Genomic DNA, 22,105 nt, shown 5'->3' on the forward strand with positions numbered 1-22,105 from the left:
ACACGATTATACAGAAATCGGTAGCATTCTTGGGTTAGCAAGACATAATACACTCCGATATTTCCAATAACCAAAGCTTGATAAAAATTAACACCGTTTAACTAGCCATTTACGGTCTTCTTTTTTCCCTGTGTTGCGCATTTTTTCAACACGAAGTTGGCGTGCTATCTTGGGATCTGCTATTAGTGAGCGATAGATTTCGACGCGATCGCCGTCAATTACTGAGGCATCTAGCGGCTTAATTTTTCCAAATACGCCAACATTCAAATTAGATATTTCTAGTTCAGGATAGAGTGTAAAAATGCCACTATGCTTAAGTGCTTTCTCTATATTTGCTCCGACAGCATTTAACTGAACTGCAAGTAATATCTGTTTCTTAGGTAACGCATAACAAACTTGTACAAAAATTCTACTGTCCGACATAACTACTGACCGACATAAATTCTGTCTGCTCTTTTTACGAAAGAATCCACTAATGTATTTGTAATATAGAAAAATACCGGACCAATGAGCTTTTCAAGAAGAAAATTTGAAAATTCGTAATGCAAAAGAAATTCGATCTTACAGGCATCATTACCAAGTTCTATGAATTTCCATTCTCCGTAGAATCGTTTAAACGGCCCATCAACAAAATACATTTTGATGAGAGATGGCCGAACTTGTTTGTTATGGGTGGCAAACGAGTGTTTTAGCCCCTTGAAGTCAATAATAATAGATGCTTCCATGCTTGTTTCATCTTGCTGACGCACTTCGACACCACCACACCAAGGCAAAAATTTGGGATAATCGGCGACATTGGTCACCAAATTGTACATCTGTTCTGCGGGATGATGAACAATAACAATTTTATTGATGTCTGGCATTATTTTTTGAGAGGGTGTGTTCGTTCTTGATGCGCAACCAGCTTCTGGTAAGACCGTTTTTTGCTTTGTAAAACATGTTATTGTAGCCTGAATTTAAGTTAACTGAGTCATTTGTCCAAATGAGTATCGTCTCTAATAAAAAAGCCTTTTTTGACTACTTCATTGAAGAACACTACGAAGCTGGATTAGTTCTTGAAGGGTGGGAGGTCAAGGCTATTCGTGCGGGTCGCGCGCACATTAAAGAGGGTTATGTCATCATCAAAAATCATGAGATTTTTTTAATCGGAGCTCATATTAGCCCGTTAAGTACTGCGTCAACGCATATTTACCCGGATTCTGTACGCACACGCAAATTACTGCTCAAGGCTGGCGAAATTAAAAAATTGATCAGTAAGGTTGAGCAACGTGGATATACGCTTGTTCCACTTAATCTTCACTACAGTAAAGGTCTTGTGAAAGTTGAAATTGGTCTTGCTAAGGGAAAGAAAATGCACGATAAACGTGAAACTAAGAAAAAACAGGACTGGGAGCGTGAAAAAGCACGCTTGGTACGCCGCAATTCAACCTAAGATTTGTCTCCTGATCCCTTCACAATAGCGAGTGCCGAAGCAATCATCCCGCTCATTTCAGAAAAATTTCCTGGCACAATTAATGTGTTATTGGTCTTAGCCAGCTTCGCAAAGGCATCGACATAGTCTTGTGCGACTTTGAGGTTCACGGCCTGTGCGCCTCCTTCTTTTTGAATTGCATTGCCGATCTTCTCGATCGCTTGCGCATTAGCATCAGCTACAGCCAGAATGGCTGATGCTTGACCTTGTGCCTGATTGATCAACGATTGGCGCTCACCTTCCGATTTTTGAATTGCTGCTGAACGAGCCCCTGTCGCTAAATTGATTTGCTCTTGCATTTTACCCTCCGATGCAGCAATCAAGGCGCGCTTCTCGCGCTCAGCAGTAATCTGTGCCTGCATCGCATGGAGAATTTCCTTGGGTGGTGTCAAATCTTTAATCTCATAACGTAATACTTTTACTCCCCAGTTAGTAGCTGCACCATCTAGTACAGTTACAATGCTGCGATTGATGATATCTCGCTCCTCAAATGTTTTATCAAGCTCTAATTTACCGATGACGCTACGCAATGTCGTTTGTGCTAGTTGTGTAATCGCTATGATGAAATCGCTAGACCCATACGATGCTTTCATTGGATCCGTTACTTGAAAATATAGAATTCCATCGACTTGTAGCTGCGTGTTGTCTTTTGTGATGCAAATCTGACTAGGAACATCGAGCGGTACTTCTTTAAGCAAGTGTTTGTAAGCAACCCGATCGATAAATGGCAGCACAATCGATAAACCTGGCGTTAATGTTGTGTGATAACGACCGAGACGCTCTATTACTAAAGCATGCTGTTGTGGCACGATCTTAATTGAACGTGACGCGATGATGAAGACGATAATAAAAAGAATAACTGCAAAATTTGAAAAATCAAACATGTACTCTCACTCGAGGAAACGCGTACAGCGCGTTTTATTATATAAGTGTCTATGCTACAAGGAGAAGATTACCACGTACTTCACGAATTTCAAACCAACCGGTGTGGGCTACTTTCCCAGGTAGTAATTCGACATCCCACTCAGTACCTCGGTAGATCGCCCTGGCTCGGTTGTCTTTTAGCCAGGTCTCAATATACAAACGTTGTCCAATATCTAGATTTATACGTGGGTCTTTTGTGACATCTAATTTAATTAATTGACCAAATTTACTACGTTGCAAAAGAAAAACAAAAATTACAGAAATCAACGTAGCGATAATGACTTGAGTTTCCCAATCGAAACCCAATAATGCGACCAGACCTCCCGCCAACATACTAAACGCAAGCATGAGCAGGTATAGCGTACCGGACAGAAGTTCGAACACTACGACTAATCCTGCCATCTCTAACCAAAGTAATAGATATTCCATGGAGTTTCCTCTATGAAATATTGTAGTCCCTGAAAATTCCGGGACTACAATATTAAAAATATATTACCTAGTTTTTTGCAATTTCACGCCAGGTATCAATAACGGTATCGGGATTCAACGAGATAGAATCAATACCTTCCTTAACCAACCATTTTGCTAAATCTGGATGATCGGATGGTCCTTGACCACAGATTCCAACATATTTCCCCTTTTTGCGACATGCCTGAATGGCACGACTCAGCATAAAGCGCACGGCAGGATCACGTTCATCGAAATCATTGGCCAGTAATTCTATGCCAGAATCTCTATCAAGGCCTAGCGTCAGTTGCGTGAGGTCATTAGAACCAATCGAGAAACCATCGAAATACTCAAGAAATTGGTCAGCGAGAATCGCGTTAGAAGGTACCTCGCACATCATGATGAGACGTAGATCGTTTTCACCACGCTTAAGACCATTTTCAGCTAAAAGCGCGATGACACTTTCAGCTTGTTCTAATGTTCTAATAAATGGGACCATGATTTCAACATTTGATAACCCCATTTCATCACGTACACGCTTTAATGCAAGGCACTCCATTTGGAAGGCCATCGCGAAGTCTTCCGAAATGTAGCGTGAGGCACCGCGGAATCCAAGCATCGGATTTTCTTCATCTGGTTCATAACGCGAACCGCCGATAAGTTTTTTGTATTCGTTGGATTTGAAGTCGGACAGACGAACGATTACCTTCTTCGGATAGAAGGCCGCAGCAATCGTTGCAATACCCTCCGCTAGTTTAGCAATATAAAATGCACGGGGCGACGCGTGACCTCGCGCAACAGATTCGACAGCCTTCTTAAGGGCGAGATCAATATTAGGGTATTCGAGAATCGCGCGCGGGTGGATACCGATATTATTATTGATAATAAATTCAAGACGCGCTAAACCGAGACCATCATTTGGCAATTTTGCAAAATCAAAGGCTAATTGTGGATTACCTACGTTCATCATAATTTTGATTGGAATTTTTGGCATTTCACCGCGTTCAATTTCGGTCACTTCTGTTTCCAAAAGACCATCGTAAACTTTGCCTTCGTCCCCTTCCGCACACGATACGGTGACAAGCGAACCATCCTTCAGTACTTCAGTCGCATCACCACAACCAACCACCGCTGTCACACCAAGTTCCCGGGCAATTATAGCCGCATGACAGGTTCGGCCACCACGATTGGTGACAATGGCCGAAGCTCTCTTCATGAGAGGTTCCCAGTTAGGATTGGTCATATCAGCGACGAGAACATCCCCAGGCTGAACACGCTCCATTTCGCTTGGATCATGAACTACACGCACGGAACCAGCTCCAATTTTCTGACCGATTGCACGTCCCGATGTCAAAATGGGAGCTTGCTCTTTTAACTTAAAACGTTGCTCAATTTTTCCAATGACCTGGCTTTTTACCGTTTCTGGTCGAGCTTGCAAGATGTATATCTTGCCATCTCGACCATCTTTCCCCCATTCAATATCCATTGGAGATCCATAATGTTTTTCGATGATTAGCGCATACTTGGCTAGCTCAATACAATCATTATCATCGATAGAGTAACGGTTTCTCATTTCTAGAGGTACATCAACTGTTTTGACATATCCCTGCTCTCTTTCAGATGTGAATTCCATTTTCAAAAGTTTCGACCCGATTGTGCGACGAATAATCGGATATTTCCCTTTTTCTAACATCGGTTTGAAGACATAGAATTCATCGGGATTAACTGCTCCTTGTACAACTGTTTCTCCAAGACCATAGTTCGCTGTAATGAAAACAACATCCTCGAAACCGGATTCAGTGTCGATAGTGAACATAACACCAGATGCTCCGCAATCCGAACGCACCATACGCTGAACGCCAGCGGACAGAGCAACTTCGGCGTGTGTGAAGCCCTTGTGAACTCTATAGGAAATGGCACGATCGTTATAAAGAGAAGCAAAAACGTGTTTTATACGATCGAGTATTGCATCAATACCTACTACGTTTAAATAGCTTTCTTGCTGTCCTGCAAAGGAGGCATCTGGCAGATCTTCTGCAGTTGCTGATGAACGCACCGCAAACGAAATTTCACCTTTGAGGTCTTTGGTTGCGGTGGCAAATTGCAAACGGATTTCAGATTCTAGTTTTGGTTGCAATGGTGCATCGATAATCCATTGTCGAATCTCCTTTCCAGCTTTAGCTAGGGACTGGAGATTGTCAATGTTAAGACCATCAAGGCGTTGTGCAATAAGATCAGTCAAATGGTTATAGTTGAGAAATTCTCTGAAGGCAAACGCGGTAGTAGCAAATCCGCCAGGCACCCTAATTCCAGAGTTAGTGAGTTGGCTAATCATTTCACCAAGTGACGCGTTTTTACCGCCAACCGATTCAATATCCGTCATCCGCAAATTCTCAAATGACACTACGTAGGTGCCATCATGTACTGCGTTACTCATAAAATTCCCCAAAAGTAAAAAAAAATCTTCAGTATGGGATACAAGATCCCTTCACCTGTTGGATAAATCATCGCGCCAGATATATTCCACTTCAGTGAATTTAAATTAAATTTGATGACATGCCAGAATGGGACGAAATAATATCTCTGTCATCATATCGTCAAAACCACCACAGTATGGTGGATACACAATTGCTTATCCAATAAGTTGCAGTTATTCTACCGTGCAAAGTACCCTTGTGCGAAATCAAAGCGAAAACGTCTGCCTACAATGAGCGATGAAAGCCAATCTATCATAACGCTATCCTTACCACGGACAGTTTTTATTGTGTCTGACGGGACTGGTATTACCGCCGAGACATTTGCTCATTCAATTTTGGCACAATTCGAAATGCGTTTTCGTCAGATTCGCGTGCCTTTCATTGATTCACTTGATAAAGCACATGAAGTAGCACAACGGATCAATGAAATATTTTGGACTGATGGTGTTCGTCCCATCGTATTTACTACTTTGGTAGATAGTCAAACAAACACGGTTGTTAGAAAAACAGAAGGGTTAGTTCTGGATATGTTCCAGACATTTATTGAACCTTTAGAAATAGAACTGAATCTTAAATCAACACATGCGATTGGGTTAGTTCACCAAAATGCAGATAGCGATGCTTATCGAAATCGTATTGAAGCTATCAATTTTTCCTTAGCACACGACGATGGTCAATCTAACAAAAATTTGCGGAGCGCAGATGTGATTTTGCTGGGAGTTTCTCGCAGTGGAAAAACGCCAACGAGTTTATATCTTGCTTTGCAATATGGAGTAAAAGCTGCGAACTATCCACTCATTCCGGAGGATTTCATACGACGGCGATTGCCATCCACGCTAGATCAATTCAAGGAAAAAATATTTGGGCTATCAATCGATCCCGGGCGTTTATCTGAAATTCGGAATGAGCGCCGTCCTGGCAGTAAATATGCCTCATTGGAAAATTGTCGATATGAAGTTAATGAGGCTGAGGTTATGATGCGTCGCGAAGGCATTAAATGGTTATCATCTACCCATAAGTCAATTGAAGAGATCGCAACGACCATTCTGCAAGAAATTAAATTAGAACAGAGAGAGTGACTATTGATATAAGAAATTGGTCTTTTCTTTTTTTATGTCCATTTACGTTGACGTAGTGCCTCGAAGAGACAAATTGCGGCACAAGCGGCAACATTTAAGGAGTCTATGCCAACTGATTGCGGAATTTTTAGGCGATTGTCGACGTGATAAAGCCAAGCATCTGATACACCTTTGCCTTCATTGCCAAATATCCATGCCACGGGTACAGTGAGATCTTGTTGATAGATTGAAGTTTTTGCTTGTAGGCTAGTCGCTATTAAGGGCAAGCTCAAGCATGGAGCTAAATTTTTTACTGAGCAATGTTCTACGATGTTCAGGATAAAATGGGCACCCATCCCTGCACGTAAAACCTTGCTCGACCAAACCAGAGCTGTACCCGGCGTACAAAAAATGTCACGCACTCCTGCTGCTGCTGCGGTGCGCAAAATAGAGCCGACGTTGCCTGTATCTTGAACGGCATCGAGAATTACGCAATCCGATTTTTGTTGCTTCGGCATTTTCGGCAATGGGATTTCAATCAAGCAGAGCAAGGTTAGGCTATTGACTAACGTAGACAACGATTCGAATAACGATTCGGACAAACAAATACGTAACGTTGGATCAACTCGTGACAATATTGTGGTCACTTCAGGAATATTTACGGCTCTCTCTGAAACGATGCAAAAGAGTGGTTGTCCAAATATATCCAGATAAGCATCCGCTAAGTGGATGCCTTCAATCAACGTTTGACCTGTCTTACTGCGTTGTTGACTCGACGTTGCCAAGTGCTTTAGATATTTATAAAAACTGTTATCCTTCGAGCTGATGAGTTTCATGAAATTATTCAGAATCCGATAAACAATTGAATCGATGTTATCAAAACGAATGAACGCAGCGTCTGGCTAAATCTATCAAAAACTTTTGCGGACTGGTGAAAATGAACGGCGGTGATGAGGTGTTGGGCCATATAGACGAAGCGCCTCAAGGTGCTGTTCTGTACCGTAACCCGAGTTCTTATCGAAACCATATTGTGGAAATTGATGATGTAAAAAAGCTAACTGACGATCGCGCATTACCTTTGCTACGATGGAAGCTGCTGAGATGACAGGAACTGTATTATCGCCTTTGACGATAGCCTCTGCGCGCATCTTTAATTCTGGGCAACGATTTCCGTCAATCAAAACCAGTAGAGGTTGAAACAACAACCCAGCTACTGCACGCTGCATCGCCAGCAAAGTAGCATGAAATATATTTAGCTTGTCAATCTCTTCTACAGACGCCTCACCGATTGAAATATCTATTGTTTTTTGAGTGATTTCCTCGAATAAAGCTTCGCGTCGTTTCTTACTCAATTTTTTCGAGTCAGCTAATCCTTTAATTAACCGCGCAGGGTTGAGGATGACTGCTGCTGTCACGACTGGGCCTGCTAATGAACCTCGCCCTACTTCATCAACACCACATGTGAACGCTGTATTATTGGTAGTAGTTGAAATCTCTAATGTCATTTTAGTTATGTCAAAGTGTGGGCGGTTCGCTATCAGATTACTTCGAGGGGAGTGATTTTTGACTTATAAACGCTTTTTTTTACGTAAAACATGATCGATTATCTCTGCAGATCGATCGGCTGTCCCATGACGAAGAGCTAAATGCAAGTGTGTGAAACGTTCGCGTAACGAATCACGCAATCCGAAATCTTGCAATTGCTTCAAGACAGCAGTACATAAGGCCTGCGGTGTTGCAAAATCTTGTAAAAATTCTGGCACCACAAATTCATCTAAAAGAATATTAGGTAGCCCAACGTAAGGCAAATAGCCTTGACGCTTCATAATTTGAGCACTAATCCAGAGAACCTTGTAAGAAATCACCATCGGTTTTTTGTATAACGCTGCTTCTAATGTTGCGGTACCACTCGCTAAAAGGACAATATCTGAAGCCTCTATCGCAATATGCGAACGACCGTCTACTACACTCAGAGATAATTCGTCATACTTATTCAACAAAGGTTGCAATATGCTGTATAGACTTGATGTTGCCACTGGTAAAACAAAATGAATACCAGGTTCACGGACTGCCAATAGTTTCATTGCTGCGAAGAAAATTGGAGCAAGACGCTCTACTTCTGAGACACGGCTCCCTGGCAAAATTGCGATAATCGGTCCATCACCCGTCAATCCTAGTTTGGCACGGGCACTAGCCACATCTGGTACTATGGGGATTTTGTCGGCTAACGGATGACCAACAAATGTGGCGTCAATGCCAGCATGTTTGTAAATCTCAACTTCAAATGGAAATAAGCACAGCATGTGATCAACAGCCCGTTTGATCTTTTTAATACGACCGCTACGCCATGCCCAAATGGATGGGCTGACGAAATGAATCGTCGGTACACCCGCCTCACGCATCGCTATTTCAAGATCAAAGTTAAAATCTGGAGCATCAACACCGACAAAGCCAAGCGGTTTATCAATCAACCAGCGCTTACGTAATCGATGACGGATTAAAAGAATTTCTGGAATGTGCTTAATCAACTCAACGTAACCCATCAGAGAAAGCTTACTGATTGGCCATAAAGAGTTAAAACCCTGCTCGCCCATGTGTGGGCCACCAATTCCTGTGTAGATAAAATCCGCCGGCCAACGCGCCTTGAGACCCTTAAGTACACTTCCAGCGATTAAATCGCCGGATAACTCTCCAGCGACCATAGCCAAAGTCCTTTCACCGATTCGATTCAAATGTACCACTATGCGATGAACCTCACCTTACAATCCCTCGTGTTGCCATACCCAAGAAATCGAGGAATCCACGAATCTCTTGAGATACAACCGGTGTTTCGAGTGACGCAATAGAGTCAATCTTCTTCTTGGCTTCTTCAAGCCTTAAACCGCTTTTATATAGTAACTTATAGACGCCACGTAAAGCAGTTATCACATCAGTTGAATATCCGCGACGACGTAGTCCCTCTACGTTAATTCCATACGGTGTAGCACGATTGCCTGAAACAGTTATGAAAGGAGGAACATCTTGCACAAGCACAGAGGCTCCTCCAACCATAGCATGTGAACCGATACGAACGAACTGGTGTACTCCAGTCATGCCACCGATAATTGCCCAGTCTCCTACATGGACATGTCCAGCTAACTGAGCATTATTGGAAAGTACCGCATGATTACCAATACGACAGTCATGAGCGATGTGTACATACGCCATGATCCAGTTGCCGCTTCCAACGGTTGTTAATCCATTATCTTGTATCGTGCCGGTATGGATTGTCACATACTCGCGAATCATGTTGCGCTCACCGATGACGAGTCGCGTTGGCTCACCAGCATACTTCATATCCTGTGGATTACCGCCAATCACTGAAAAGTGACCGATTTTATTTCCTTTTCCCAGGGTCGTATGACCTTCAATAATACTATGCGAACCAATCTGCGAGCCAGAGGCAATAGTGACATTCGGGCCGATTACAGAATAAGGTCCGACAATCACGTCATCTCCCAGCTGTGCTTTTGGGTCAACCACCGCGGTGGAATGAATATTCGCCATGTAATATCATCGAACTAATTATTTGTCAGTGTCATTTTTTTTTACCATACACATGAACTCAGCTTCGGCAGCGATCGTACTCTCAACCATTGCCTGACCTTTGAATTTGAAGAAACCGCATTTCGAGCTGATGTAGTCGACTGAAAGGCTTAATTGGTCGCCTGGTTGGACAGGTCGCTTGAAACGAACATTCTCGATTCCGACAAAATAATAGAGTGTATTCTCGTCATGCACCGACTCTTCAGAGAAGGCTAATAAGGCGGCAGCTTGCGCAAGTGCTTCAACAATTAATACACCTGGCATGACTGGACGCTGCGGATAATGACCAACAAAATATGGCTCGTTAATGGTTACATTTTTAATCACCTTAATGTTTTTATGTGGTTCTAGCTTGACTACACGATCAACCATCAACATTGGATAGCGGTGCGGTAGCAGTTTTAGAATCTTGTGAATATCGATATTGATGGTGTTCTGGTTCATTTATCTTGCAATTTTTTAACAGTAGCTTCAAGCCTACGTAAACGATCCCGCATCTTATGGAGATTACGCATGATCGCCGCGTTCTTGTTCCAGTCTGCGTTAGGCATTGCAGGAAACATGCTAGTGAAAATACCCGGTCCTGAAATTGATTTCGACACACTTGATTTACCAGTGACAATGACGCGATCACCAATGGTGATGTGCCCAGCAACTCCAACCGCACCCCCAATCATACAATAACGTCCGATCGTACTGCTACCAGCAATCCCTGTACAACCAGCAATTACCGTATATGCACCGATACGAACGTTATGGCCAATCTGTACTTGATTGTCGATTTTGCATCCTTTCTCGATCACAGTGTCAGCCATCGTTCCACGGTCGATAGAAGTCGATGCTCCAATTTCAACATCATCGCCGATCAGAGCACGCCCAACCTGCGGGATTTTTATCCATTCTTTACCAGTAACGGTAAAATCAGGTGCGAATCCAAAACCATCAGAGCCAATTACTGCTCCCGCGTGAATTATACAGCGAGCACCAATGACAGTGCTGTGGTACAGCGTACAGTTAGGATATAGCAGAACATCATCATCGATGTTGCTCCCCTGCCCGATAAATACATTGCCTAGGATACGTACCCGCTGCCCCAAACGTACATTAGCCTCTATTACAGTATTAGGTCCAATACTCACTGTTGTCGGAATTACAGCACTTGCATCAATAACAGCGCTTGGATGAATTTTTGGCAAAAAAATAGGTTGAAGAATTTCCGAAAACATCTGTGCGACGCGTGCAAAGTAGGCATAGGGATTTGAAGCAATGATCCAACTTCGGTTATCATGGCCTACGATTTTATCGAAATCAGCATGTGAAATGATAATTGCACCAGCTCTTGAATTCGGTATCTGTGCAAAGTATAACGGGTTCGAAAGGAATGAAAGTTGAGACATTGTTGCACTATCTATCGGAGCCAAACCATCAACCTCGATCGTACCTTCACCGATTAACTTGCCACCGAAGCGAGCAATAATTTCATCCAGCGTAACAGACATTAAAAGGTATTCCTTTACTTAGCACCATCACTGTTTAATTTTTTTAATACCTTGTCCGTGATATCAATACGTGGATTTACGTATACCGCTTCTTGTACGATTAAATCATATTTTTCCGTCTCAGCAATTTGTTTTATTACTTTATTTGCGCGCTCAAGAACTACCGCTAATTCTTGATTACGTCGTTGATTTAATTCTTCACGAAACTCTCGTTGTTTGCGTTGAAATTCTGTATTAAGAGTATCCAATTCCTTCTGGCGACGAAAATTTTCCGCATCAGATATTCCAGTAAATTTCTTATCAATATCATTAGACTTGCTTTTTAAATTTGCTGCAATATTCTGCAAGTCATGATCGCGCTTAGAAAATTCTATCTCTAACTTGCTTTGTGCGGCTTTAGCAGGTAATGATTCTCTTAAAATTTTATCAGAATTAACTGCGGCGATACGCGCTTCTTGGCCCCAAGTCGAAAATGTAGCACAATTAAGCAATATAATTGCTAACCCTCGCATAAAAAAAATATTAGTATTTTTCAATATATTCACCCTTACAACAAAAATAGACCTTGACTAGATAGTGACATTATTAAAATGATGTGCCTACTTGAAATTGTAATTTTTGATATTTATCACCAGGTTTTTTTATCAATGGGAATCCCATACTAATCTTGAATGGGCCGATTGGTGAAATCCACGACAAACCAAAACCATATGAATAACGCAAGTGATTGAACGTAATCGCTTTGCCATTGTCATAAACAGTGCCTCCATCCAAGAAGGTAAATACACGCAATGTACGATCATATCCTGTGCCTGGCAGTGGAAATGTTAATTCAACATTACCGATCAACTTTGATGCGCCACCAATTGGATCGCTATTATCATCTTTCGGGCCCAATGAGCTTGGTTCATACCCGCGTACTGAACCGATACCGCCAGCGTAGTAATTCTTAAAAATTGGGAATGACTGACCATTCAATCCGTGACCATAACCAACTTCTCCGTTGAACGATACTGTAAAACCTCGATTTACCGGATAGAAGAATTGGTGGTTATAATAAGCTCGATAGTATTTTGTTGTTCCAATTGGCATACCGAATTCAATATTTGCTTTCTGATAACAACCTCGAGTTGGGATCAACGCACTGTCACGAGAATCACGAGTCCAGCCTATCGTTAAAGGATAATCATTACTGATGTGACCATATTGACTAGAATAGTCGATATAACGTTGCGGCGTTGTACTATTATTCGCAAATTTCAATCGTGTCTGCTCGAAACCAAGTCCGAAAAATACAGTATCAACTTCGGAGAATGGCACACCAAACTTCAGATTACCACCGATCGCATTGATACGAAAATCACTACTAGTCGTCAACAGTAAAGGTTGATAAGTACGATAATAAACGTCGGTGATACGAGAGATGCCATCAATAGTAAAATACGGATCAACCTGTGCTACTTGTAACGTTCGATAACTCTTACCTGTATTTACGTTCACCAATAAGCTGGTGCCAGAACCAAATACATTATCCTGACTGATTCCTGCTTGCAAAATTACTTTGTCACTTGATGAAAATCCTGCTCCAATATTCATCGTGCCGGTTGGTTTTTCTGAAACCTTGATTTGTAAATCGATCTGATCAGTCGAACCCGATACGGGTTCTATTATCACATCGACATCGGCAAAGTAGCCAAGACGGCTCACACGTTCTTTAGATAGCTTCAAACGGTCAGCATTAAACCATGAACTTTCTAGCAGGCGCATTTCCCGACGGATGACCTCGTCACGTGTGTGAGAGTTGCCAATGATGTTGATCTTGCGGACATAGACTCGCCGGCCTGGATCCACAGTCATTGTTAACTCCACATTATGATTTTCTCGATCCAGATTCGGCTGGGCAGTGACATTCGCAAAGGCAAAACCATAATTACCGAGCAAATTTTTGATGGATTTTGTGCCTTCTTGTAGTTTCTTGAGAGAAAAGAAATCTCCAACCTTCAATTCGATTAATTTCTGGATTTGATCGTGTTTTCCTAGGGTCTCACCCAACAGATTCACAGCGCTTATCTTGTACCTTGGGCCTTCATACAAATTGATTGTGAGAAACATCTCACCTTTGTCGTTCGTGATCGACACATCAGTTGATTCAATATTAAATTCAAGATAACCACGATTTAGGTAGAATAAACGGAGTTTTTCCAGATCACCATTTAATTTCTCTTTCGAATACAAGTCGTTTTTGGAATACCAAGACAGCCAATTGTTTGCTCCAAGCTCCATCTCTGAGAGAAGATTACTACTTGAAAAAATTTTATTACCTAAAAATTTAATGTCCTTGATTTTAGCTTTTAGACCTTCTGTGACGTTGTATTGAATATATATGCGATTTTTCTCGAGTGGTGTAATGATTGTTTTTACTTCTACAGCATAGTAACCACGTGCTAAATACTGTCGTTTTAATTCCTGTTCTGATTTTTCAAGTAGATTGCGATCGAAGGTTCTACCATCGCTTAGTCCAATGGAACGTAATGCATTCTTTAAAGCATCCTTATCAAATTCTTTAATCCCAAGAAAGTCGATAGTTGTGATCGAGGGACGTTCATGAACATTCAGGACGAGGATGTTATCTACAACGTCTATACGTACATCCGAAAATAGGCCTGTGGCATAAAGAGAACGAATTGTTTCACCTCCATGATCCCCACTGAATACTTCACCTTGTTTAATCGGCAAATAGGAGAACAGGGTGCCGGGTTCGATCCGTTGCAAACCATTTACGTGAATATCTTTCACCACGAATGGTGCAATGGCACACGCCAAGAAACTATGGGTTGCCAGAATAGTAGCTGCTATACCCTTTAGAACAAGGTGATGTTTTTTTAACAACTTGCTTTCCCCAAGAAACTATTTTACTAAAAGTGTGATGCTTACTGGGTGATACATAAAAAATGTTATTAAGCAAAAGCTTTAACGGCTATCTGAAAAAATAGACGTGATGTGCTTAGAAGTTCACTCCTATAATCCAAGAAACTGTCGTAGTGACGAGCGCTTTGTGTCGATAATATAACATTCAAAACCAACATCCAAAATCGGAAAAAATAATCAATGTGCTGAGATGTTATGATGAACTTTGGGACATCAGGCGAACAATACGAGTGTTCGCCATTGCTCGTGCCCGGCGGTCCGCATCCAATACATCATCCATAGATAATGCTGGCCCACTTGGGATAGTGTCTAACACGTATTCGACTACTTCTGCGATGGCAGTAAAACGAATACGTCTCGCAAGAAAAGCCTCGACTGCAATTTCATTGGCAGCATTGAGTAATGCACCAGAGGTCCCTAAGTTCCGCAGTGCCTCGAAGGCTAACCGCAAACATGGGAAGTATCGCATATCAGGTGCTTCGAAGGTAAGTTTTCCGATTTCCGCGAGGTTGAGCTGTTTTACTCCAGAACTGATACGTTCGGGAAAGGCAAGCGCATGTGCAATTGGTGTACGCATATCAGGATTTCCGAGTTGTGCGAGCATTGATCCATCAGTATACGAGACCATTGAATGAATCACACTCTGTGGATGTATTAATACCTCGATACGTTCAGCTGGTACACCAAAAAGCCAATATGCTTCAATAACTTCTAATCCTTTATTCATCATATTGGCGGAATCAACAGAAATTTTACGTCCCATCACCCAATTTGGATGAGCACAAGCTTCATCTGGTGTAATCTTATCAAGAGAGCTGAGTTTTCGATCTCGAAAGGGACCTCCAGATGCTGTCAACACTAGCCGTTCAACGCTTGCCATTTTTGGTTGTATACCTGTATTTATCGAGCTCTGATGAGGTAGACATTGGAAAATGGCATTGTGCTCGCTATCGAGTGGCAACAGCATAGCACCGGCCCGTTCTACGGCAGCCATAAAAATCGCGCCGGATAGAACAAGTGCCTCTTTATTTGCAAGTAGAATACGTTTGCCTGCTTTTGCCGCTGCCATTGTGGAACCAAGGCCTGCAGCACCAACAATAGCTGCAACTACAGTATCGGCTTCCGTCGTGCAGGCAATTTCGACCAATGCTCCTGGGCCGTGCCAAACTTCTGTTCTAGAAAGTCCTGCCTTTTTCAAACGTTTGGATAACATGTCAGCACCTACAGCATTTTCCACCACTGTAATTGAAGGTCGATGTATAAGGCACTGTTTAAATAGAAGATCGATGTTTCGGTGTGCAGATAAAGCATGTACTTTGAACTGCTCAGGATGACGGCTAATTACATCTAATGTATTGACCCCAATCGATCCAGTCGAACCTAGGATAACAACATGTTTCTTCATAAATCAGATAAACGCCATGGCAAGGGGCAAGACGGGTAGTAAAGCATCAAAACGATCTAGAACACCCCCATGTCCCGGCAGTAGTTTCCCTGAATCTTTCACGCCGGCTTGACGCTTTAAGTTCGATTCGAAAAGATCTCCAACAACACTAAAAAAAATTAGTAAGGTTAGTAAGAATACACCGTTTATTAAACCAACTGTATCACGTAAATGAGTAAAGATTGTCGGCGCTGTTATTCCACACTTTAATGAGAGTGCTGCGACAATAAGTACTAAGAGCCAGCCACCTATGGCCCCTTCCCAGGATTTACCTGGACTAATCGATGGCGCCAATTTATACCGACCAAATGAACGACCCGAAAAATAAGCCCCCGTATCGGCAATCCAAACGATGATAAGTACAGATAATAAAAATATGACGCCTTTCTCACGTGCTAAACAGAGAGCCTGCCATGTGCCAATTAATACGACTGGTCCTGATATAAACAACAATACATGCCACAATCCGGTATTTCTTGGTTTGCGTGCTAACGCATAAAGACCTGCAAAGGTCCAAAATAGCACGGCAGGTCTAATCCAGATATGACTGAGTGTTAAATTACTGGTCCAAGTGAATGTTATGCCAGCAGTAATCAGTGTGACATACAGTGCGGTACAGAATTTTTTTAAAGCTATAAGGCGCCCCCACTCCCAACCTCCAGCAATAACGACAACAGCACCGAACAGAAAAAAATTTTCTTTCGTACCAAGAAAAATGATCGGTAAGGATATAAGGAACAATACGATCGTGGTAATAACTCGTGTTTTCAGCATTAGAAAAGATGTCCAGAATTGGGGCGAACTTGTGCGCTGGTACGACCAAAACGTCGTTCACGTTTTTGGTATTCAGAAATCGCTAAATCGAGCATTTCTGCATCAAAGTCTGGCCAGAATTTATCAGTGAAATAGAACTCAGTATATGCGAGTTGCCATAGCAAAAAATTGCTGATTCTCTTTTCCCCACCTGTGCGAATAAACAAATCTGGTTCCGGAGCATATACCATACTAAGATGTGGCGCGAGATCAGCTTCTTTAAACGGTGAAGCGAATGCTGTTGGTCCTAAAAGAAGACGCTCAAAGGCAAGTTTCTGAGCAGCCTGAAGGATATCCCAACGCCCACCGTAATTTGCTGCAATCGTTAATGTTAAGCGCTGATGAGTTTCTGTACGCGCCTCTGCTGCACGAACCAATTCCTGAATACGCGGCTCGAAAGCATCGAAAGCATCGAGTGCGCCGATGACACGTAATCTGATTTCACTCTCATGAAGCTTATCAATCTCTCTCTCAAGTGCGGATATAAATAATCTCATTAGAAATGACACTTCTTCATTGGGACGACGCCAGTTCTCTGAACTAAACGCGAATAGTGTAAGATATTCCACACCTCGTTGTACGCATGCATCTACAATGTTTCGCACAGCATCAAGACCACGTACATGACCAGCCACACGAGGAAGTTTTCTGTGAGCCGCCCAACGTCCATTACCATCCATTACAATGGCAATATGCCGGGGAACCTCACCAGTTTGAGGAGTGGTCAGCGTCGAGCTAAAGAAGGCCATTGCAGAACATTTCCTGAAAAATCAGTCAAAAAGCATTCGATTGGCCTCAATAGCTTAAAGCGTCATTAGTTCAACTTCTTTCGCTTCAGTAAGTTTTTCGATTTCAGCAACAAACTTGTCTGTTAACTTTTGAACGTCATCACTAGCACGCCGCTCAGCATCTTCAGAAGCTTCTTTGTCCTTAACTATTTTTTTGAGTGTATCATTTGCTTCACGACGCAAGCTACGAATAGATACTTTGGCTGCTTCTGCTTCTTGCTTTACGACTCTCGTTAGCTCGCGACGCCGCTCTTCCGTTAACATTGGCATTGGGACACGAATTAAAGTACCCTCTGCTGTCGGATTCAAACCCAAGTTGGCATCGCGAATAGCTTTTTGGATTACATTTACCATCTTTTTTTCCCATGGCTGCACAGAGATAGTACGAGCGTCTAGAAGTGTCACATTCGCCGTTTGCGGAATTGGCAACATGGAACCATAGTAATCAACGTGTACATGGTCGAGTAAACCAATATGTGCACGTCCTGTACGAATTTTTCCAAGATCCATCTTGAATGACTCGATCGACTTTAGCATTTTTTGTTCTATATTCTTTTTAACGTCAAAAACAGTCATGACCTCACCCCAAAAACCTTATATAGTAAGACGCAAATAGAAACCACCGCTAGGAAAATCAATGGTAGGTACGGTACATATCACATTTCATGCACTATTGGAGCTCTCAAACGTGGATTAGAGTTCCTTCATCTTCACCCAGAATCACCTGTTTGAGCGCGCCTGGTTTCACGATCGAAAAGACACGCACAGGCATTTTTTGATCACGACACAATGCAAATGCTGTGGCATCCATCACCTGTAAGTTTTTAGAAATCGCCTCATCGAAGCTGATAGTTTGGTAACGAATAGCGGATGGTTTTTTCTTCGGATCATCGGAATAAACACCGTCAACTTTAGTAGCCTTTAAAACTACCTCAGCCCCAACTTCTGAGCCACGTAAAGCTGCTGCAGTATCGGTGGTAAAGAATGGATTGCCTGTACCAGCGGTGAAGATTACCACCTTTCCTTCCTCTAATTGACGAATAGCACGAGGTCGAATATAAGGTTCAACAACCTGATCCATACGGAGAGCAGATTGTACTCGTGCTTCAATACCAGCATGTCGCATCGCATCTTGCAGCGCAAGTGCATTCATCATAGTGGCGAGCATTCCCATATAGTCAGCGGTAGCACGATCCATACCGGCAGCACCTCCAGCAACTCCACGAAAAATATTACCCCCACCAATAACGACTGCTAGTTGTGAACCTAACCGAATGACTTCAGCTATATCGGTGACGATGCGCTCAATTGTTCCACGATTGATACCGAATGGATCGCTTCCCATAAGGGCTTCACCCGAAAGTTTAAGAAGTACGCGTTTGTAAGCGATTGACATGTTACAGTCCTTATAAATCTTTGGGTGAGCCAAGCAGTACGTGTTTTGGTTAAATAAAGACGAAAGAGACACCCTCTTATATAACAAGTGCGGAGTGTATTTTACAGTTTTCTCGCGGCTGCTACTTGCGCAGCCACTTCTGCCGCAAAATTATCTTGCTTTTTCTCAATGCCCTCTCCCACCACGAACATCGTGAAAGCGTTCACATTTGTATTTGTAGATTTCAGCATTTGTTCAACCGATTGCTTATCACTTTTAACAAAAGTTTGATTAAGCAGTGAAACCTCCTTGAGGAACTTATCTACACTGCCATCCACTATTTTTGTGACGATTTCATCTGGTTTTCCAGATTCCATAGCTTTTTTTAGTGCCACTTTACGTTCTTTTTCGATCAAATCAACAGGCACTTGTTCTATTGACAATGCAATCGGTTTCATAGCGGCGATGTGCATGGCAAGGTCTTTGCCTACTTGTTCATTAGCACCTTCGTACTCAACGATTACACCAATACGTTTATCGTGAAGATAAACAGCTAGCTTACCGTTCACGGCATAGCGTTGGAAACGGCGGATACTGATATTCTCACCAATTTTCGCAATCAATTCTCTACAAATTTGCTCGACGGTTTTATTTTCGAACACTAGTGTATTTAGTTCATTCAGATCGGTAGGATTTTCGGTAGCCACGAGCTTAGCGACACTAGAGGCAAATCTCAGAAAATCATCATTTTTGGCAACGAAGTCTGTTTCGCAGTTAAGTTCGACCAAGGCTCCTGTGTTGCCTTCCATGAAGGCCGCTACTACACCCTCGGCAGTCACGCGGCTTGCGCATGGCTTGCTGCCTAGTCTTACTCGAAGAATTTCTTCAGCGCGATCGATGTTACCGTCGGCTTCTGTTAGTGCCCTCTTGCACTCCATCATCGGCGCATCAGTTTTGGCGCGCAGTCTCCCGACCATCGCTGCAGTAATTGCCGGCATCTTTTAAACTCCTTACTATAATAGTATATCTAATGCTATACAGCCAGGCGAAACTCCAATATTCGAATCCAAGACATTCGACGCATGACTTGAAAAATGGGGCTATTGGCAGCCCCTTTCGTTAATTGACAATTGCTTAAATTTCATCTTTTATTTCAACGAAATCATCATCATGGTCCTCACGCAAGATTTTGATGAGGTCTTGACCTGCATTTGCGCGACCTTCCAAAATTGCATCCGCCATACCTTGAACATATAGAGTTATTGCTTTACTTGAATCGTCATTACCCGGGATGATGTAGTCGACCCCATCAGGTGAGTGGTTCGTATCGACTACAGCGATTACCGGAATCCCCAACTTATTAGCTTCGGTAATCGCAATTTTGTGGTAACCAACGTCAACTATAAAAATAGCATCGGGCATTCCACTCATTTCTTTTACACCACCGATGGATTTTTCAAGCTTAGACATTTCACGATCGAACATCAATGCTTCTTTCTTACTCATGCGAGTTTGCTCACCGGCCTCGAGAGCTTGCTCCATGCTTTTCAATTTCTTGATGGATGATTTTAAAGTTTTAAAATTGGTTAGCATGCCCCCTAACCAACGGTTGTTGACATAAGGCTGACTCACCCGCAATGCAGATTCAGCTATAATGTCCCTTGCTTGACGCTTGGTACCAACGAACAGGATGGTGCCCTGATTAGCAGCCAGTTGACGCACATATTTCTGTGCGTCCTCGAACATCGGCAAGGTCTTTTCAAGATTGATAATATGAATTTTATTGCGATGACCAAAAATGAATGGAGCCATTTTTGGGTTCCAAAAACGTGTCTGGTGTCCGAAATGGACACCAGCTTCCAGCATCTTTCGCATTGTGACTGACATATAATTTCTCCAATAGGGTTAGGTCTTAGGCCGACTGCAATGTATGAAAAACCACCCTTGGTGCGACGGCCCGTAATTTTCTCATTCTGAGATTCTCTTTACTAATACTCACCTAGCTAGACATTAGTTCTACCCACACCGATCATCCCTTATCATCTATCTGATATAAGTCATCTAAAATGACTGATTCGAATGTTAAGACGAAAAGATAGGTGAAATTGGAAAAAAACTAACCTTGGCCTAACAGAAGATGATAGCATCCATATAGTACAATATTCAAGTCAGGGAATATGTTCAAAATCGCATCGACATGACATTACTCGATTTTTTAAACTATTTATGTATGAACCGATCTCCATTAAAATCCAACGAAGATCATAGAGGATGTTTCCACTAAATAATTGGAATTTCCCTAAATTTAGGGAACAAGCATTAAATGCTATTTATAAAGAGCCAAGTTTAAGTTTTCATGTGACAATCATAAATCGCCTAGTAGAAAATTAGATTTGTAATGGCCGTTACCATAAAGAATGCCTACGAGATTGGAATGATGCGTGTTGCTTGCCGGTTGGCTAGCGAAGTGCTTGATTTCATCACCCCATATGTTTGTGCTGGGATAAGCACTGGTGAATTGGATCGCCTGTGTCACGAATATATGATTAAAAAACAGAAAACTATTCCAGCGCCTTTGCATTACCAACCGCCAGGCTACCCACCGTACCCAAAAGCTACTTGCATTTCTGTCAATGACACCATCTGTCACGGCATTCCTGGCGAGAAGGTTCTCAAAATAGGTGATTCACTGAATATCGATATTACCGTGATCAAAGATGGATATTATGGTGATACAAGCCGCATGTTTATCGTTGGCGAAGGATCGATTCTTACCAAACGTCTCATACAAGTAACTTTTGAGTGTATGTGGCTAGGAATTGCTCAAGTTAAAAAAGGTGCATACGTTGGTGACATTGGTCATGCTATTCAGACATATGCAGAGGCACAAGGATATAGCGTGGTGCGAGAATATTGCGGCCACGGCATAGGTAAGGTGTTCCATGAAGATCCTCAAATTTTGCATTATGGCCGCCCTAACACTGGATTAAAGCTTCAGGCTGGTATGATATTTACGATTGAACCAATGATTAACGCTGGAAAATGTGATTCCCGAACGATGCCTGACCGATGGACTGTAAAAACCCGTGATCGCAGCTTGTCAGCGCAGTGGGAGCATACGGTTTTAGTAACGGAAACTGGATATGAAGTTCTTACCGTTTCTGCTAACACACAAAAACCACCAGATAATCATTGAATATGAATAAAAATTTATATCGTCTGGCAGACTCCATTTACTTCTCAAAAAAACCTTAAAGTCTTGTAAAGCTGACCAGTTTATTTTTTTAAAAACGAAA

The 22,105-nt window shown here is 42.3% G+C and carries 23 protein-coding genes; 3 read left to right on the forward strand and 20 right to left on the reverse strand.

What is annotated here, in order from left to right; genetic code table 11:
- Nucleotides 1–87 precede the first annotated feature (87 nt).
- Both BZL35_RS01150 and BZL35_RS01155 read right to left on the reverse strand, forming a co-directional pair.
- Entirely contained in the window at nucleotides 88–423 is a 336-nt protein-coding gene (locus BZL35_RS01150; protein ID WP_106182056.1) for an RnfH family protein, read from the reverse strand.
- A 2-nt stretch (nucleotides 424–425) separates the two neighbouring features.
- The gene (locus tag BZL35_RS01155) at nucleotides 426–863 is read right to left on the reverse strand and encodes a type II toxin-antitoxin system RatA family toxin (protein ID WP_106182059.1); all 438 of its coding nucleotides are present in this window, start codon (nucleotides 861–863) and stop codon (nucleotides 426–428) included.
- 119 nt (nucleotides 864–982) lie between these two features.
- Between BZL35_RS01155 and smpB the strand changes: the two genes are divergently transcribed.
- The gene (gene smpB / locus BZL35_RS01160; RefSeq protein ID WP_106182062.1) at nucleotides 983–1,432 is read left to right on the forward strand and encodes an SsrA-binding protein SmpB; all 450 of its coding nucleotides are present in this window, start codon (nucleotides 983–985) and stop codon (nucleotides 1,430–1,432) included.
- On the opposite strand, the gene BZL35_RS01165 is transcribed toward smpB, so the two are convergent.
- From BZL35_RS01165 to ppsA, 3 genes are all read right to left on the reverse strand, one after another.
- Nucleotides 1,429–2,355, reverse strand: coding sequence for an SPFH domain-containing protein (locus BZL35_RS01165; protein WP_106182064.1), 927 nt, complete (start codon nucleotides 2,353–2,355; stop codon nucleotides 1,429–1,431). The two genes, smpB and BZL35_RS01165, sit on opposite strands and share 4 nt — an antisense overlap.
- A gap of 49 nt (nucleotides 2,356–2,404) precedes the next feature.
- Nucleotides 2,405–2,824, reverse strand: a complete 420-nt coding sequence (locus BZL35_RS01170; protein ID WP_106182067.1) for an NfeD family protein — start codon at nucleotides 2,822–2,824, stop codon at nucleotides 2,405–2,407.
- Nucleotides 2,825–2,891: 67 nt separating this feature from the next.
- A complete protein-coding gene (ppsA, locus tag BZL35_RS01175) occupies nucleotides 2,892–5,279 on the reverse strand; it encodes a phosphoenolpyruvate synthase (protein ID WP_106182070.1) in 2,388 nt (795 codons plus the stop codon).
- Nucleotides 5,280–5,549: 270 nt separating this feature from the next.
- On the opposite strand from ppsA, the gene ppsR reads away from it, so the two are divergent.
- Entirely contained in the window at nucleotides 5,550–6,398 is an 849-nt protein-coding gene (ppsR, locus tag BZL35_RS01180; RefSeq protein ID WP_106182072.1) for a posphoenolpyruvate synthetase regulatory kinase/phosphorylase PpsR, read from the forward strand.
- 32 nt (nucleotides 6,399–6,430) lie between these two features.
- Here the strand turns inward: ppsR and BZL35_RS01185 are convergent, their stop codons facing one another.
- The 15 genes from BZL35_RS01185 to rpsB form a co-directional block, all read right to left on the reverse strand.
- On the reverse strand, nucleotides 6,431–7,213 hold the full coding sequence (locus BZL35_RS01185; protein ID WP_106182074.1) for a TrmH family RNA methyltransferase: 783 nt from the start codon (nucleotides 7,211–7,213) through the stop codon (nucleotides 6,431–6,433).
- A gap of 75 nt (nucleotides 7,214–7,288) precedes the next feature.
- Nucleotides 7,289–7,882, reverse strand: coding sequence for a ribonuclease HII (gene rnhB, locus BZL35_RS01190; protein ID WP_106182076.1), 594 nt, complete (start codon nucleotides 7,880–7,882; stop codon nucleotides 7,289–7,291).
- 63 nt (nucleotides 7,883–7,945) lie between these two features.
- Nucleotides 7,946–9,079, reverse strand: a complete 1,134-nt coding sequence (lpxB, locus tag BZL35_RS01195) for a lipid-A-disaccharide synthase (protein ID WP_106182078.1) — start codon at nucleotides 9,077–9,079, stop codon at nucleotides 7,946–7,948.
- A gap of 52 nt (nucleotides 9,080–9,131) precedes the next feature.
- Nucleotides 9,132–9,923 (reverse strand): acyl-ACP--UDP-N-acetylglucosamine O-acyltransferase, encoded by a 792-nt coding sequence (gene lpxA / locus BZL35_RS01200; protein ID WP_106182080.1) that lies wholly within the window; start codon nucleotides 9,921–9,923, stop codon nucleotides 9,132–9,134.
- An 18-nt stretch (nucleotides 9,924–9,941) separates the two neighbouring features.
- On the reverse strand, nucleotides 9,942–10,406 hold the full coding sequence (fabZ, locus tag BZL35_RS01205; protein ID WP_106182082.1) for a 3-hydroxyacyl-ACP dehydratase FabZ: 465 nt from the start codon (nucleotides 10,404–10,406) through the stop codon (nucleotides 9,942–9,944).
- Nucleotides 10,403–11,461, reverse strand: a complete 1,059-nt coding sequence (gene lpxD, locus BZL35_RS01210; RefSeq protein ID WP_106182085.1) for a UDP-3-O-(3-hydroxymyristoyl)glucosamine N-acyltransferase — start codon at nucleotides 11,459–11,461, stop codon at nucleotides 10,403–10,405. The genes fabZ and lpxD overlap by 4 nt, the downstream gene beginning before the upstream one ends.
- Nucleotides 11,462–11,475: 14 nt before the next feature.
- Entirely contained in the window at nucleotides 11,476–11,973 is a 498-nt protein-coding gene (locus BZL35_RS01215) for an OmpH/Skp family outer membrane protein (RefSeq protein ID WP_106182087.1), read from the reverse strand.
- A 73-nt stretch (nucleotides 11,974–12,046) separates the two neighbouring features.
- A complete protein-coding gene (gene bamA, locus BZL35_RS01220; RefSeq protein WP_181276530.1) occupies nucleotides 12,047–14,350 on the reverse strand; it encodes an outer membrane protein assembly factor BamA in 2,304 nt (767 codons plus the stop codon).
- Nucleotides 14,351–14,582: 232 nt separating this feature from the next.
- On the reverse strand, nucleotides 14,583–15,794 hold the full coding sequence (gene ispC, locus BZL35_RS01225; protein ID WP_106182089.1) for a 1-deoxy-D-xylulose-5-phosphate reductoisomerase: 1,212 nt from the start codon (nucleotides 15,792–15,794) through the stop codon (nucleotides 14,583–14,585).
- A 3-nt stretch (nucleotides 15,795–15,797) separates the two neighbouring features.
- Nucleotides 15,798–16,607 carry a phosphatidate cytidylyltransferase gene (locus BZL35_RS01230; RefSeq protein ID WP_106182092.1) on the reverse strand — a complete coding sequence of 270 codons (810 nt, stop codon included), beginning with the start codon at nucleotides 16,605–16,607 and terminating at the stop codon, nucleotides 15,798–15,800.
- Nucleotides 16,607–17,395, reverse strand: a complete 789-nt coding sequence (gene uppS / locus BZL35_RS01235) for a polyprenyl diphosphate synthase (RefSeq protein WP_106182094.1) — start codon at nucleotides 17,393–17,395, stop codon at nucleotides 16,607–16,609. Before uppS ends, BZL35_RS01230 begins: the two co-directional genes overlap by 1 nt.
- 54 nt (nucleotides 17,396–17,449) lie before the next feature.
- A complete protein-coding gene (gene frr / locus BZL35_RS01240; RefSeq protein ID WP_106182096.1) occupies nucleotides 17,450–18,010 on the reverse strand; it encodes a ribosome recycling factor in 561 nt (186 codons plus the stop codon).
- A gap of 106 nt (nucleotides 18,011–18,116) precedes the next feature.
- Nucleotides 18,117–18,830, reverse strand: a complete 714-nt coding sequence (gene pyrH, locus BZL35_RS01245; protein ID WP_106182099.1) for a UMP kinase — start codon at nucleotides 18,828–18,830, stop codon at nucleotides 18,117–18,119.
- 101 nt (nucleotides 18,831–18,931) lie between these two features.
- Nucleotides 18,932–19,807, reverse strand: a complete 876-nt coding sequence (gene tsf, locus BZL35_RS01250; protein ID WP_106182101.1) for a translation elongation factor Ts — start codon at nucleotides 19,805–19,807, stop codon at nucleotides 18,932–18,934.
- A gap of 136 nt (nucleotides 19,808–19,943) precedes the next feature.
- Nucleotides 19,944–20,696, reverse strand: a complete 753-nt coding sequence (gene rpsB, locus BZL35_RS01255; protein WP_106182104.1) for a 30S ribosomal protein S2 — start codon at nucleotides 20,694–20,696, stop codon at nucleotides 19,944–19,946.
- A 511-nt stretch (nucleotides 20,697–21,207) separates the two neighbouring features.
- Here rpsB and map point away from each other — a divergent pair.
- Complete coding sequence (map, locus tag BZL35_RS01260; protein ID WP_106182106.1) at nucleotides 21,208–22,005, forward strand: type I methionyl aminopeptidase; 798 nt, start codon at nucleotides 21,208–21,210, stop codon at nucleotides 22,003–22,005.
- Nucleotides 22,006–22,105 lie beyond the last annotated feature (100 nt).

The sequence above is a fragment of the Candidatus Pandoraea novymonadis genome (assembly GCF_003004665.1).
Taxonomy (GTDB): domain Bacteria; phylum Pseudomonadota; class Gammaproteobacteria; order Burkholderiales; family Burkholderiaceae; genus Pandoraea; species Pandoraea novymonadis.